Source organism: Kocuria kalidii (genome assembly GCF_044462225.1).
Lineage (GTDB): Bacteria > Actinomycetota > Actinomycetes > Actinomycetales > Micrococcaceae > Kocuria > Kocuria kalidii.
Genome location: NZ_JBISWJ010000033.1, coordinates 1 through 13,356, shown reverse-complemented (window position 1 = coordinate 13,356; position 13,356 = coordinate 1). Strand labels below are relative to the sequence as shown.

Annotated in this window: 13 protein-coding genes; 7 read left to right on the top strand and 6 right to left on the bottom strand. The window is 67.1% G+C overall.

The features are described from left to right. The first annotated feature begins 26 nt into the window (after positions 1-26). Positions 27-266: a hypothetical protein gene (locus ACH9D3_RS05340; protein ID WP_396410142.1), complete on the top strand. Its 240-nt coding sequence runs from the start codon at positions 27-29 to the stop codon at positions 264-266. A gap of 131 nt (positions 267-397) precedes the next feature. Here the strand turns inward: ACH9D3_RS05340 and ACH9D3_RS05335 are convergent, their stop codons facing one another. After that, positions 398-937 (bottom strand): Mov34/MPN/PAD-1 family protein, encoded by a 540-nt coding sequence (locus ACH9D3_RS05335; protein WP_396410141.1) that lies wholly within the window; start codon positions 935-937, stop codon positions 398-400. Further along, complete coding sequence (locus ACH9D3_RS05330) at positions 889-2,637, bottom strand: ThiF family adenylyltransferase (RefSeq protein WP_396410140.1); 1,749 nt, start codon at positions 2,635-2,637, stop codon at positions 889-891. Before ACH9D3_RS05330 ends, ACH9D3_RS05335 begins: the two co-directional genes overlap by 49 nt. A gap of 376 nt (positions 2,638-3,013) precedes the next feature. On the opposite strand from ACH9D3_RS05330, the gene ACH9D3_RS05325 reads away from it, so the two are divergent. Together ACH9D3_RS05325 and ACH9D3_RS05320 are read left to right on the top strand one after the other, a co-directional pair. Further along, positions 3,014-3,796, top strand: a complete 783-nt coding sequence (locus ACH9D3_RS05325) for a hypothetical protein (RefSeq protein WP_396410139.1) — start codon at positions 3,014-3,016, stop codon at positions 3,794-3,796. Positions 3,797-3,951: 155 nt separating this feature from the next. After that, positions 3,952-4,407, top strand: coding sequence for a hypothetical protein (locus tag ACH9D3_RS05320; protein ID WP_396410138.1), 456 nt, complete (start codon positions 3,952-3,954; stop codon positions 4,405-4,407). A 756-nt stretch (positions 4,408-5,163) separates the two neighbouring features. On the opposite strand, the gene ACH9D3_RS05315 is transcribed toward ACH9D3_RS05320, so the two are convergent. Continuing rightward, positions 5,164-5,604: a hypothetical protein gene (locus ACH9D3_RS05315; RefSeq protein ID WP_396410137.1), complete on the bottom strand. Its 441-nt coding sequence runs from the start codon at positions 5,602-5,604 to the stop codon at positions 5,164-5,166. A gap of 485 nt (positions 5,605-6,089) precedes the next feature. After that, positions 6,090-6,524, bottom strand: coding sequence for a DUF6578 domain-containing protein (locus ACH9D3_RS05310; protein ID WP_396410136.1), 435 nt, complete (start codon positions 6,522-6,524; stop codon positions 6,090-6,092). 419 nt (positions 6,525-6,943) lie between these two features. Between ACH9D3_RS05310 and ACH9D3_RS05305 the strand changes: the two genes are divergently transcribed. The 4 genes from ACH9D3_RS05305 to ACH9D3_RS05290 all read left to right on the top strand — a co-directional run bounded on the left by ACH9D3_RS05305 (position 6,944) and on the right by ACH9D3_RS05290 (position 10,679). Beyond that, on the top strand, positions 6,944-7,723 hold the full coding sequence (locus ACH9D3_RS05305) for an ATP-binding cassette domain-containing protein (RefSeq protein WP_396410135.1): 780 nt from the start codon (positions 6,944-6,946) through the stop codon (positions 7,721-7,723). Further along, positions 7,720-8,997 (top strand): FtsX-like permease family protein, encoded by a 1,278-nt coding sequence (locus ACH9D3_RS05300; protein ID WP_396410134.1) that lies wholly within the window; start codon positions 7,720-7,722, stop codon positions 8,995-8,997. The genes ACH9D3_RS05305 and ACH9D3_RS05300 overlap by 4 nt, the downstream gene beginning before the upstream one ends. A 433-nt stretch (positions 8,998-9,430) precedes the next feature. Continuing rightward, a complete protein-coding gene (locus ACH9D3_RS05295) occupies positions 9,431-10,246 on the top strand; it encodes a hypothetical protein (protein ID WP_396410133.1) in 816 nt (271 codons plus the stop codon). Between the two features lie 199 nt (positions 10,247-10,445). Continuing rightward, positions 10,446-10,679: a hypothetical protein gene (locus ACH9D3_RS05290; protein WP_396410132.1), complete on the top strand. Its 234-nt coding sequence runs from the start codon at positions 10,446-10,448 to the stop codon at positions 10,677-10,679. Here the strand turns inward: ACH9D3_RS05290 and ACH9D3_RS05285 are convergent. Then, on the bottom strand, positions 10,667-12,151 hold the full coding sequence (locus ACH9D3_RS05285; protein WP_396410131.1) for a selenium-binding protein SBP56-related protein: 1,485 nt from the start codon (positions 12,149-12,151) through the stop codon (positions 10,667-10,669). The two genes, ACH9D3_RS05290 and ACH9D3_RS05285, sit on opposite strands and share 13 nt — an antisense overlap. A 34-nt stretch (positions 12,152-12,185) precedes the next feature. Next, positions 12,186-12,515 (bottom strand): carboxymuconolactone decarboxylase family protein, encoded by a 330-nt coding sequence (locus tag ACH9D3_RS05280; protein ID WP_396410130.1) that lies wholly within the window; start codon positions 12,513-12,515, stop codon positions 12,186-12,188. Positions 12,516-13,356: the final 841 nt, after the last annotated feature.

Below are 13,356 nucleotides of genomic sequence, written 5' to 3'. Positions count from 1 at the left end.
CGTACTTGTGAAATGGGGCCATAAGCATGAGCAGTGGTGATAGCGGGAAGAGGATCATCGGAGATCCACCCAATTACTCGACCCTGATGCGCGTGGCGACGGTGGCCGCGATCATCGGAGCCATCGGTCTCGGCTTCACCTCAGCGTTCTCAGGCGCACCGGAATGGTTGGCGCTGACCATGATGGCTTTCTATTTAGTGGGCTTCCTTCCGTCCTACATGTATCTGGGAGCCCTCGTGAAGGAGAACAAACGCAAGGGTGTGTAGGGCGGACGCACCTCGACCGTCGAGCTGGCCAGGAGCCGCTTCACATATGGCCGGCTACCGGTCGTGAGGGCACCGGAATGGTTCCAACCGTGGATCCAGCCTCGACCACGTTCCACGCGGACCGTATTCTTCTAGGGCTTGGAATCATCTTCTGTTGGGACGGCGATGAGTTGAGCTCGTTGGACCCGATCCCGGCGCAAGATAGTGCCAGGTGTGAGGATATGGCATTGCAATCGCCATTCCTCCCCGTCCGGTTGCCCGAGAATACCCATGACGGGTTGGGGGCACCGCGCTGGTTCATATGCAGCGATAGTGCTCAGGGTGGCCCGGTCAGCTTCGCTAGGAACAGGCGATCCTCCGGGATGGGTGTGCCAGTCCCCGAGATAGGCCAACCGCCTCCCGGAGCGTTCGTACAGCTCAGCTATCTGCTCAGCCTGCCAATCGGCGTCCGGTACGAAGGTTGACTGAGCGTGGGCAGCATTGGGTCCAGGACCGATGACGTCGGTGATGTAGATGTGTTGTCCGGTTCTCCAGCCGAGTAGTACTCCGCCGGTTTCTCGGGGTGCTGTTCGGCCAGCTTCGGTCGTCAGGGTGGGCCAGGTGGTGGGGGCCAGCCAGACGGTCAGAGGTGTTCGCACTGGTCGTGTCGTTTGAGGGTGTGGGCAGACCATGCGGGCATGGCGGGTCCGCCGTCTGGAGCATGAAGGACGACGGTGGCCGCATCGAAGACTGGCTTGCCGTCTAGCTCGGCAACGATCGTGCGTACCGCGTGCAGCGCGACTTCGCTCAGATCGTGTGCTGCTCCAGTGAAGGTGGGCTCAGCACATCCCACTGGTTGAGTGGTCGGGGCAGGGTTCGCCGGTGGGATGGGCACAGTCCCATCGACACGGTGGTACTGGAAGCAGGCAAAGCACCAGTCTGCCTCTGCGGGCACGCGTACGACGCTGCCGCCCCAGGCCCCGTTCGTGGCCTCGGCCAACACCCAGGCGGTGGAGGTGCGGGCGGCGAGGGCGGCGGTAAGCTCCTGCACTCCTACTTCGGCGGTAGCGTCGACGACCAGGTCCGCCGTTGCGAACTCCTCGCCTAGGATCCGGCGCTGTTCTTCCCCTCTGGTCACTCCACCCACGGCGAAGTTTCCGTGGCGGAGTGCAGTGTAGGGATGTGTGTCTTGAACCAGGGCGGCGACCGCGGCAGCCTTGTTCATCCCCACCTGACTCATGGTGCAAGCGTGACGTGCCAGGTTCCCCGCCTCGAGAACGTCCCCGTCGAGAATGGTCAGCTCTCCGACTCCCGCCCGGGCCAGATGCTGGGCGATGACACTGCCCAGGGCGCCCGCCCCGATCAAGAGCACTCGGCGGTCGCTCAGGGCCGTCAGTTCCGGGATCCGGGCGCGGAAATCGCCGGCGCCAACGCGGCCGGCTCGCACCAACTGGTATGTCGGGTCTCCAAGGCGCAGGGAACGGCGGGCCGGGTGGCCCGAGCGGCGTTCCTTCGGTGAGGGCTTGATGAGCTCCCCTTCGATGCGGACGAGTAGCACCCATCCCGTGCCGGTGGAGTTCCGGGCATGTTCCTCTGGGAAGGCAACCAACCGAAATTGATGCGTCCGATCACCGATGCGGTAGCTCGGGCATGAGACGGGGTCGGCTTCCTCGATGGCTGCCCAGATGGCCTGTGCGCTGTCCGCTGCCACGGGAGCAGACAAGGTGCCCCATCGTCCTTGAACTTCCATGGCGCCTTGAAACAGCTGGGCTATGGAAGCGGGCAGGGTTGCCACCGGGGTTCCATCGTTGCCGGTCAGGGAAGCGATAGCGAAACTGGTGCGCCTAGTTTCGTCCAGTGGCAATGAACCCTGGATCCTCAGCGTGGCCATGCCAGCAGCAGGATGAGCAGGAAGTTGCCAGTCACTGTCTACCAGCACGACAGCGTTGGAGGCATAAGCGCTGTAGTAGTCGGAGAACGGTTCCCCCTGGTCCTCCTCGCCATCGCCTCCGGCCCCGGAGATACCCAGCTCGAGGACGGTGCTGAGCTGAGAGGCGATTAGCCACGCAAGAGTATCCCTTGGTTGCCAGGCCCGGGAAGCGCGGCCAATCAAGCACAGATTTTTCCCGAACGGGTGCTGGTGGTGGCCCATTGCCAAGGAAGTGGCGCGGACGTCGGGGCGGACGTGCGGGTAGAACTCGGGGAACGTCGCCGTCAGCTCAAGTTCTCCGCGGCCGGTGTGCTCATCAGGCACCGTCAGTTCCCACCGGATGACTCCGTTTTGGCGGGCCTGGTCGTCTGCGATTACAGAGATCCCGGCCGCCTCCAGCTCGTCGTACTCATACTGGAGGCGGCCGGGGTGCTGCTCCCACCAGGTGGGAAAGGTGCTCATCTTCAGCCGACCGGGCGATGGTTCGGGGGGCGGGGCGGATTGGGCGGTCCCGGCGGCACATCGGGCTTGTTCGGGTGCACGGGGTGCGCGGGCTTATCTGGGTGGACGGGATGCTCAGGCTTGTTGGGATGGTCAGGCTTAGCCAAGGTGTCCACCTCCTTTCTGCGTCATGGAGATGAGTATCTCCATGACAAATCATCCTCCTCCCATCGGACACCACAACACTCATCTTCTCCAGGACTGTTGCAGGTTCGGTTGATTCTTGGACCTGAGGTACTGCGATAGCGGTTCCTCGACTGTGGTGTTCTTCTTCGGTGCGGTTGATTGATCTCAAGGGTCCGTCGCGCAGGGTGGGGGATGTGCTCTACTCGGTGGCATGAGCAGCGAGTCCTTGCCCGGCATCCCCACTGCGGCTGACTTCCGCGCACTGGCGTCCAGCTCACCGTGGCGGTTCACGACTTTGCACCTCACCCACCGGTGCCAGCAGGACAACGGGAGCACCCCGATCGGCGGGCCGGTCGAGGTCTGGCTCGACCGGGGCACCGGACGCCTGACCGTGCGCTCCGGCGCAGGGGTCGAGACGGCCGAGGGCGTGCCCTACGGAACAGCAGTCAGCTTGGTGAGCTGCAACGACCACGACCACGACCACGACGACGACGGCGCGGTGTGCGCTGTTCAGCCGTCCCCGGACACGGGGGTCGTACTGCGTCCGGACGGGCTGGTCGCCCAGCGCCCGGAAGGATGGCACTACGACCACGGCGATCCGATGTGGCGTGACTACCAGTTCACGGCCATGCTCGATCCGGCAGAACTCAGCCAGGGGATAGAGGTCAGTGATGTCGCGGCCACTGTGCTGGGCGGCCGTCCCACGTGGTCGGCGACCTGCCGGCCGCTGCTCGAGGAGGACGAGGAAGGGGGCGGCGGCTACGACCCGAGGTGCGGTTGCTGTCCGCTGCTGCTCAGCCCCGCCAGCCTGATCCCTGAGTACGGCCCCGAGGATCCGGCCCTGACCACAGGTGAGGTCCCGACGGTGTACTGCGTGCATCTGGACGTGCAGACGGGCGTCGTCGTGGACATCACCGCGCTGGACGGCATCGGGGGCAGCAGCCTCACCAACGAGATCCACGCCGTCGACGAACCCCTCGACCCACCGCTGTGACGCATCAGGACCGTCCGCGCCGGGTACTCTCCCCGTGGTGCTCCGGTCGGTAGGGCCCAGACATGAGTGAGCCCACGGCTTCCGCCGCAGACGGCCCTGCCCCGCGGGTCGCGACCGTCCCGGTGCCCACACTCGGACGGGTTGTGGCGCGGTCCATGCCTGCCGCCGCAGTCCTGGCGATCGCGATGCCGGGGGCGCTGTGGTGGTCGTCGGCCACGCCCGCCGTGCTGGACACACCGTGGTGGGTGGCGTTGCTCATTGGCCTTGTCGTGCTGTTCCATGTGCTGGCCCGTCTAGTTCGAGCCCCGCGGCCCGGCCTGCAACAAGTGCCTGCTGAGCGGCTTCGGTCCGCGCTGGTGTCGGCGTCTGGGGACGGTGTGGTGCCGCCGGATCCGCAGGTGCGCACCACGGCCGGGGTCACGGCCTGCCAGCGTGTCGAGGCCGCGGTCTACGCTGTGGCCGCCACGGTGGGCATGGTCTTGGCTTGGCTCCTGGTGGCGGAGCCGTCCTGGGTGTGGTGGGTACTCGTCATCGCCGGCCTCGCCGTGATCAGCCTGGTCCGGGCCCGGCACTCCTGGGCTTACCTACGCGTGTTGGAACGTGCCGGCTGACCACCCACCTGCTGCACGAGAGACACCGACAATCCCCTCCGCGGCCAGGACGTTGCAGTGGGGGTTGGCTCATGTGCGTCCTGGAGGCAGCGACACACACGGCCAGCCCCTTCCTATAGCCGGCGCTGTGAGCACTGCCAGGGCTCCACTGCCGGACATGCACGGGCAGGAGACGGCGAGCAGTGCTTCGTTAGGTCAGCACCGGCCCCCGAGGTAGTCCAGGGAGCGGCGTATCTATCCGTCCATGGGGCACGCCTAGAAGCGTCGCCCAGTGAGGCGAAGTACGCCGTCGAGTATGAGAGTCAGTGCCCCGCCAATCATCAGCGCGCACGCGCCCCAAAGAACCAGGACGGGAAGGATGGGAACCCCTAGGTTGTAAACGTCGGCAATCACCCAGAGCACCATCATGGGCAAGGCAATGACGGCACCTAATCCAGTGACAAGAAGAGCCCACTGACGAAGTGAAGTGGCGCGTTTCATGCTGGTCCGCTCTCCTGGTGCATCTTCCGCGGTGGGCCTGTGCCACATGGCAGGTTTCGTGCCCAAATCGTCGCACGGCCAAGATGCCACCGGCTGTCCGACCTTGTGCGGCCGAGCCGGCACCGAGCAACCAGCGACCACTCGGCAGAAGCGAGCACTAGCTGATCGGTGAGTGTTCCGTGCGCTGCAGTTGAGGTTCCCCGGTGGTGGAGGGCCTGCCATATAGCGCTCACGGCAACGGTCCCAGGGCCGGCCCCCGGTCGGTGCTGGTGGTGATCAGTTGGGGCGGTGCCAGAGGTTCTCGGCCTGCTGTTCCCAGCCGTTCTCTTCGAGGGTGTCGGTCGAGGGATCGTCGCTGACGAGGGCGACCTCCTGCTGGGGGACTCCGCCGGAGAGCCCGACGACCATGTCGCTTTGGATGGTGGAGCATCCGCTGAGCCAGTCGTCGGAGGTGGCACCGACCTGGATCAGGCACACGTCTTGGTCGCCGGCCGAGGCCTGCCTGGCCGCGAAGTAGGAGTAGTTGTCGATCTCGCCCAGGTAGCGGGCGGAGTCGTCGGCGAAAAGTTCATGGGACTGGATGACGTCCGGCACCGGTTGGGTGGAGGATTCGGAGTCGAGAACAGCGAGTCCGTGACTGGTGGAGCCACAGGCCGAGGCTGCCAGGACGACTCCGAGCGCCATGCTTGCTGTGCGGAAGCTCTTCGTGTTCATCATGAGACGTCTCCTCTGCTCTACCGAGCTTCTGGGGCTGCCCCGGGTGGCCGCCTCCTGCGCGGTGCGTCCTTGCGTGCTCACTTCATCGTGGTCCACGCCACATTACCGGGGCGTCGCGAAAGCAACAGGCCCGTTGATCACCGGGTCATCGGCGTGCCTGGCATTCAGGGTGGAGCCGAGGCGCTGGGAGATTGACCGGAGTAAGCCGGGCGAGAGGCCAATGGCCAGGCCGTCATGGGCGGCACGTGGAGTGCCGGCAGTCAGGAGTAGTGCCCTGGGCTCGCCGCCGGCGGCACGGTGTTTGTGCCGGCGAGTTCTCCTCGGTCGCCCAGGATCCTTCCCAGGGGCATCGCTGAACCTTCTTCGGCGTCCGGGCTACCGGGGACAGGCCATTCGGACATGGCAGTCGGGGTTGCCTGTCATGCTCTTCCGGGGACGGGTCGGGCCGTCGTTTCACATCAGGGCCTGTGCGCCGGTGGGGGTGCTTACTCGAACGGCTCGCTCAGGTCGCCGGGCACGTAGGCCGGCAGCACTGCGTCGTCGTTGACCTGCAGGTGCACGCGGTAGGTCAGCAGCTCGTGGTCGGTCGAGAGCGCATCGAGCTGGCTTCCCATTCCTGGTACGGCATCGAGTTCCACACTCACCTCACTGCCGGGTCGCAGGGTGAGCTCGCGGGGGCTCGGCCCTGGATCGTAGGCGTAGTGCAGTGCTGCGATCGAGCGCACGGCGCCGGTCACCGGCAGGTGGGGTACGTGCTCGGGCGTCTGATCATGGTGTTCTTCGCGGTACCGGGCCGCGGGCTCGCCGCTGTCCTGGCCCGGAGGGCTGGCCACCAGCTTCCACGTGACCGAGGATCCGACCCGGAACGGATCACCGCAGCACTGCTGCTCCCACTCGCTGATGTCCACCACGATCACCATCCCGCGAATCTAACAGCGACTCAGAAGCGTGGGGTATCGGCTGTTGCCGGCAGGCTGGGCGAAGGGTCGCCAGCCTGATCGGCGTCCTGGAGGCGAGGGACCTGCGTCCTTGTTCCCGGCGGCGTGGGTGGCCCTGTGCCGGTGCGACGGTGCGTGATGGCCGGGTATCAGCCGGTGGAGTCCTTGGGGCTGGGCGAGTTGGCGGAGTGGCTCGAGCCGCGGATCCGCACCGGGGTAGTTGCAAGGAGTAGGAGCCGTGTGGTGCGCCCCCTAAGTGGGGACGCGTGCCGGTTACCTCCAGGTATGTGCATTCGCACATGATGAGGGTGGGTGTGAGACGCCGTCCCATACCGGTCACCCGTCTTCTCGACCCCTGGGTGGCCACCGGTCGGTGCGCGGGGACGGGAAGGACGCTACTGATGACTGCTGCGGTGCTGCAGGCACAGGACCTGGTGAAGACCTATGGCCACGGTCAGAACGGTTTCACGGCCCTGCACTCGGTGAACCTGAGGATCAAGGCGGGGGAGTCGGTGGCGATCGTGGGGAAGTCCGGATCGGGCAAGTCCACCTTGATGCACCTGCTGGCGTTGCTGGACGCACCGACTTCCGGGTCGGTGACGGTCCAGGGCCGGGACGCCCAGTGCCTGTCGGCCCGAGAGCTCAACAGGGTGCGCAACACGATGTTCGGGTTCGTGTTCCAGCAGTTCTTCCTCACCCCTGGCCAGACGGTGCTGGAGAACGTGGTGCTGCCCTTGACGATCGCCGGGGTCGGCCGGGCCGAGCGGCGACGTCGGGGGCTGGCGGTGCTGGAGCGGCTGGAACTGGCGGAGAAGGCCGGGGCCCGTGCCACTGACCTGTCCGGGGGGCAGAAGCAGCGGGTGGCGATCGCCCGGGCCCTGGTCAACGACCCGTCCGTGATCTTCGCCGATGAGCCCACGGGCAATCTGGACTCTGCCACCGGGGCGGTGGTCCAGGATATCCTCTTCGAGCTCCACCGGGACCAGGGCATCACCGTGGTCATCGTCACCCACGATCCGGAGTTGGCCGCCCGGTGCGACCGTCAGGTGCGCCTGCGCGACGGGGTGATCGTGGACCCGGTCCCGTCCCCCGTGAGCGTCGTTTCTGCGGACCAGGTGATCGCCGGAGATCCCGTCGAGCGGGCCGAGGTGCCCCTCGGAGTGTCGGGGGGTGGGCGGTGAAGTGGCCGGATGTGGTCGGCTCGGCCGTCACCAGTACGTTGCGGGGCCGGATCCGGACCGTGCTGACCGTGGTGGCGGTGTTCATCGGCGCGCTGACCCTGACCCTGACCTCGGGCATGGGCACCGGCGTGAACCGCTACATCGACGAGACCGTGGCCGCCTTCGGTGATGCGGACACCCTCTACGTGCAGAAGTCCCAGCCGCTGCTGGAGCTCTCCACCGGCACGGGCCCGCAGGCCTACGACCCGCAGGACACCCAGGTCTCCACCGGGTTCGGTGTGTCCTTCGCGGGACTGTCGGAGGAGAACATCGCCACTGTGGAGGACACCCCCGGGGTGGCGCAGGTGCAGCCGGTCTACAACGTGGTCCCCACCTACCTGCTGGCCGACGGGGAGAAGTTCCAGCTCGCTCTCGGTGTCCCGGTCCACGGCACCGGCCTGCAGATGGTCACCGGGTCCACCGCGGCCGAGGGCGCGGACGAGATCGCGATCCCTGACAGCTGGGTGAGCGATCTGGGCTTCGTGACGGCCGAGGACGCGGTCGGGGAGACCCTCGACGTGGTGATGACCGACCAGGCCGGGACGGAACGCTCTTTCGAGGCGCGCGTGTCGGGGGTGACCCAGGCCAGTCTGGCCGGGGTGGCGATGAACCCCCTGCCCTCGACGTCGTTCAACGAACGTCTCTACGCCTATCAGACCAGTGGGGGACCGACGGAGGTGGCGGCCAGCTACATCATGGCCCGGGCCATCATGGACGACCCCGCCCAGGCCTCAGCGGTGCAGGGAGAGCTGGAGCAGGCCGGGATGGTGGCCTCCACGGTCGAGGACCAGCTGGGGATGTTCCGCACCGTCATCGACGCCGTGATCTGGATCCTCAACACGTGTGCGGTCATCGCGCTGCTGGCCGCGAGCCTGGGCATCGTCAACACGCTGCTGATGTCCGTCCAGGAACGCACCCGGGAGATCGGGCTGATGAAAGCCCTCGGCATGAGCGGCCCGAAGGTCTTCGGGCTGTTCTCCCTGGAAGCGGTGTTCATCGGTCTCGTCGGCGCAGTCCTGGGGGTGTCCACCGGGGTGGTCGCCGGGTCGTGGGTGGCCGGGGTGCTGGCCGAGGGGTTCCTGGCCGGGCTGCCCGGGCTGTCGCTGTTCGCCTTCCAGGCCCACAGCCTCGCCCTGATCGCCGTGGCCGTGCTGACCATCGCCTTTCTCGCCGGCACGATCCCCGCCATCCGCGCCGCGGGAAAGGACCCCATCACCGCCCTACGCCACGAATAACCCCACCCGCACCGATGCAACAGGGGTTGGGCCACTGGAGTCCTGAGGACCAGAAGGGTTCTGATGTGGCCTGAACGTTTCGCGGTCGCCCGGACACGTTCACGGTGTACCTGGTGTCTGTCGAAGGATGAGAACACGATGGGTCCCCACCCGGACCACCGGGCGAGGAGGACCTCGCGCGGGTTGGTACTGCTGCGGCGTATGCGCCGGTGGAACCGGTGCCACCCCCCGACGTGTTTTGCGATTGCCAACCCGTGGTGCCGGTGCGTAGCTTGAGCGCAGCAGCAGTCCTGCGGTGCCGTTGCGGGTTCCACCGAGCTCCTCGGCCCCGGGCACGGCTCAAACGACCAGCGGCGTGCCCCTGTTCTCCTCGTGTGGGATCGGGATCCGTCCGCGTGCTGACACCCCCCGGGATGGACCTGGAGGGCACCCGATGATCGGAGAACCGGACGCGATGATGAGCGCTACGACACTTCCACGACCCACCGCCCGCAGCAGGGCACGGCACTGGGCGACGGCTGGCGCCACCGCAGCCGTGCTCGCGGGGGGCCTTCTGGTCGGGGTTCCCGCGGCCTCGGCCGCCCCGGGCGACGCTGCGTGCCTGGAAGCCGCTGCCCAGTTCGATGCCGCCCTGGCCGGGACCGGGATCACCCCGGAGTCCCTGGCGCAGCTGGAGGTCTCCGCCGAAGCCCTTGCCGCCGCCCAGACCCAGTACGCCACCCTCATCGCAGGTGCCGGCGGGCCGAGCCCGCAGGAACTGGAACAAGCCGCCCAGCAACTGGCCCTGGCCCAACAGTCCGGTGATCCTGCGGCCCTTGCCGCGGCCCAGGCGCGCCTGGCCGAGCTCGAAGCCCAGCTCACCACCGCCCTCGAGGGCCTGGACCCTGCCGTCGTGGAGCAGGCACTGGCGGACTCCACCGTGATCTTCCAGAACCTCCTCGGGCAACTAGGCCTCACCGAGGCCACAGCCGGCCAGCTGCTCGGGTTGCTCGAGCAGGCTGCCGCCGCGTGCGGCACCACCCCCGCCCCGGTCGCCCCGGTTGCGCCTGCCCCGGTCGCACCCGCCCCGGTGGTGGAGGCATCGGCTCCTCCCGTTGAGACCGCGCCCGTGGCCGTCAATCCGGGCCTGGACATCCAGACCGCCGTCGCGTCGGAGCGCTCCGGCGCCGGGCTGCTCGCCGGCCTGGCCGGGGTCACCGTCCTCGCTGTTGCCGCCACGGTGCTGATGCGCCGGCGCACCCGCGGCTGAGAGCCTGTGACCCAGTACATGGCGGCCTACGGACCGGTCGGTCCTGGATTGCTCTAACGATGTCAGCGCGACCCCCTGGTGGGGCTGAAACCAGGGGGTGACGGGGCGTGGGCGATCAACACGACCACCCACGCCCCGTAGCGCCCCAGCGAGGAACTGAAGGCTCCAAAAACTTTTAGCGACTGGGACTGCTTTACATATGGCCGACTACCGGACATTGCCTCCGGGAACGACATTGCAGTTGGGATTTCTCAAGCAGCAGGTGAAGAAAGGCGCGTTGATGACCACGCTCCTGAGCATCGCACGGCGTGCCAGCACTTTCTTCGAGCTTGAGAATTTCATGGCCCGTGAGTACCTCGGTGACGGCGGTCAGGGTCATGGCTCAGGGGCGCCGGAGGCGGCCGGTGCCGATCGTGCGAGTCAGGTGCGGTAACAGTAGGAGTCCGAGGAGGCGTCCCCGCCCTGCAGGCGGATCTGATGAACGCGCAAGCCCCGGAAGTCCTCCTGGGAGAGGAAGAAGTCCTCGTCGACCGACAGTCCGCCGTGCTCGGTGTCGGCGTCGATCTTGGCCATCCACGCCCCGATGCCGTGGGGGTAGAGCTGGTCGTCCCAGGCCCCGTAGAGAGAGTTGGTGACGTAAACCCGTTTGCCGTCGCGGCTGGTCTCCACCATCTGGGGGCCGCCGCCGAGCCAGGTGCCCGGGGCGGATGGGTGGGCGGCGCGGTCGCCGATTCCGCCCAGGCGCACCGACCCGGTCTCCCTCGGGTGGGCCGGATCCGAGACGTCGTACTGCTTGAGCTCCCCGGTGCCCCAGCAGGAGACGTAGAGCCAGCGGTCATCCACCGACAGGGAGATGTCGGTGACCAGCGGCGGTACCGCACCGAACGTGCGCAAGAACTCCGGCAACTTCTCCGCCTCGAAGGGCTCGGCCGGGATGGAGACCACCTTCTCCGCGGCCCAGTCCCCGGCCTCGGTGCGGTGCCAGTGGAAGATCGAGGCCGAGAGGTCTTCGGTGGAGATCGCCGCGTCCACCAGGCCCCAGGTCGCCTCCGGGTCGTGAGCCGGGCGCAGCTCCAGGGCCATCTGGTGCTCTGCCCCCAGCTCCACCCGCTGCAGGTGCCGGCCTTCGGCCAGGTCCCAGAAGTGCAGGGCGTGGCCGTACTCCTGGTTGAGCAGCCGCTCGGCGACGATGCCGTTCTCCACCATCGCCGGGGTGCCCCACTCGCTGGTGACCAGGGTGTTGTGCATCAGGTGCCACCACGCGTCGTAGGACAAATACTGGGGGCCACGGTCGGTCTCCCACTTACCGATGACGTCGAAGGTGTTGTGATCGAGCACCGCGATCCCACCCGGCCCGCCGTCGCCCTCGGCGGTGCCCAGGCAGGAGAGGTAGACCCCGTCCGGGCCGCAGTGCAAGGTGTGCGGGCGGGAGTAGCCGGCTTTCCCGGCCAGTTCTTCGGCGGTGATCGTCTTGACCACCTTCGGGTTCCGGGGATCCGGGTGGGTGTCGGCGATGTGCACGTGGGAGGACCGCAGCCCGGGCATCAGCAGGTACCGGCGGGACAGCCCGGTCATGTCGTGGCCCTCGTGCATGAACGCGCTGCTGCAGGCGTTCCACCCGAAGTGGTGCAGTTCGTCCCCAGCACCGGGCATGTCCTCCCACCCGACCACGGTGCCGTAGAAGTCAGAGTCCGGGTCGAGGTCGACGACCGTCAGCGCATCGGGCCGCTGGGCGTCATGGTCGAAGGCCACCACGTAGGCCAGCATCTCGCGCGGGGCAGCCACCGCCGCCGCCGGGGACCGGTAGAACGTGGGATCCATTGCCGGGGCCGCGTCTGCGCCGGCCGCATGGTCGTGGCCGTGCTGGCTGTGGTCGTGGCGGGAGTGCTGATCGTCGGGGTTCATGGTGCCTCCTCGGAGGTGCAGAACGATGGGTGGGTCAGGCCTCGTCGAAGATCCGCAAGGCCATGGTCCCGTGGGTGACGGCCGCCCCGGCGCCCAGGTCGGCGGCGATCATGGCGGCCTGGGCGATCTGGGCCGGAGTGGCCCGGGCCTTCCAGGTGTGGGTCACGTGCACCTGGCTGCAGCGGGGGTCCTGGGAGGAGATGGCGACGCCGACGGCGATCAGCTCCCGGTGGAGTTGGTCGATGGCTCGGCCCTCACGGCCGATCGTGCCGTCGATCTTCGCAGGCCTGGAATTCCTCGGGGGCCGGTTCTTTGAACTCGGCGAGCCGTTGCAGGTCCTCGGGGAGTGGTGGTGGGGTGCCACATCTGCCTCCTTCGGAGCCGGGTGATTCCGACGGTACTCCTGATCCGCCCAGCACGTCACGATCATGGCGAAGCCGGGACACTTCTACTGAGGTGTCGGTTCTGCTCGAAGTTTGAGCTGTTTGTCCGTGGTGCTTTCTCGTCATGGTCGCAACAGACTGTGGAATCGACGGATCTCAGCGAGCCGCTGCGAAGTGATCATGCACGGAAGGTATGCCTCGCGTATGCCGTCTGACAAGCTGTGATCCCTTCGCGCACCCACACCGGCGAACTTGTTAGTGCCTGGGTGCCTTCTCAGCACTTCGGGGTGCATGTGCTGCAGAGAAGATGTGCCCTACCCATATTTACTTCTACTAAGTATTCGTCCGGCACCGGATCGCACGCCGGTGTCGCGACCCCATAGCGGCGGGGTAGATGGTGATCCCGGTGGCCTTCGCCGCGGCGGTGGCGATGGCCTGGGCGGTCGATTTGCCCCACCGGGTGGACCACCGGCGGTGGGTGATCCGGTGGGCGGCCCCCGCGTGCAGCTGAGCAGCGTCACGACGGTGCCCTGTCCGGCGGGGTCGGCGGCGGCGATCGCGCGGGCATCTTATAGGACATTGGGACGGGTGGGCTTGGCCATGGCCACGCCCTAGAAGACATCCCGTCGGGGACAGCTCACCCCTGCCGGCTTTGCATATGGCCCGGTTAGCGGCCGCACCTACGAGATGACGTCTATGCCGGCCGTGAAGCACCTGGGTTCTGGGCATTCCGTCCGGCGTTCGACTCGGGAGAGCCAGAGCGCGCTGTAAGACATGCCCGATGCTAGGAACTGTCAGGTTGGTGCGATGGCGGCGCCGGCA

Coding starts and splice junctions, on each gene's coding strand:
- ACH9D3_RS05290 (WP_396410132.1), top strand. CDS start 10,446: ATGGCCGACTACCGGACATTGCCTCCGGGAACGACATTGCAGTTGGGA.
- ACH9D3_RS05340 (WP_396410142.1), top strand. CDS start 27: ATGAGCAGTGGTGATAGCGGGAAGAGGATCATCGGAGATCCACCCAAT.
- ACH9D3_RS05330 (WP_396410140.1), bottom strand. CDS start 2,637: ATGAGCACCTTTCCCACCTGGTGGGAGCAGCACCCCGGCCGCCTCCAG.
- ACH9D3_RS05335 (WP_396410141.1), bottom strand. CDS start 937: ATGGTCTGCCCACACCCTCAAACGACACGACCAGTGCGAACACCTCTG.
- ACH9D3_RS05285 (WP_396410131.1), bottom strand. CDS start 12,151: ATGAACCCCGACGATCAGCACTCCCGCCACGACCACAGCCAGCACGGC.
- ACH9D3_RS05310 (WP_396410136.1), bottom strand. CDS start 6,524: ATGGTGATCGTGGTGGACATCAGCGAGTGGGAGCAGCAGTGCTGCGGT.
- ACH9D3_RS05325 (WP_396410139.1), top strand. CDS start 3,014: ATGAGCAGCGAGTCCTTGCCCGGCATCCCCACTGCGGCTGACTTCCGC.
- ACH9D3_RS05320 (WP_396410138.1), top strand. CDS start 3,952: ATGCCTGCCGCCGCAGTCCTGGCGATCGCGATGCCGGGGGCGCTGTGG.
- ACH9D3_RS05295 (WP_396410133.1), top strand. CDS start 9,431: ATGATCGGAGAACCGGACGCGATGATGAGCGCTACGACACTTCCACGA.
- ACH9D3_RS05315 (WP_396410137.1), bottom strand. CDS start 5,604: ATGATGAACACGAAGAGCTTCCGCACAGCAAGCATGGCGCTCGGAGTC.
- ACH9D3_RS05305 (WP_396410135.1), top strand. CDS start 6,944: ATGACTGCTGCGGTGCTGCAGGCACAGGACCTGGTGAAGACCTATGGC.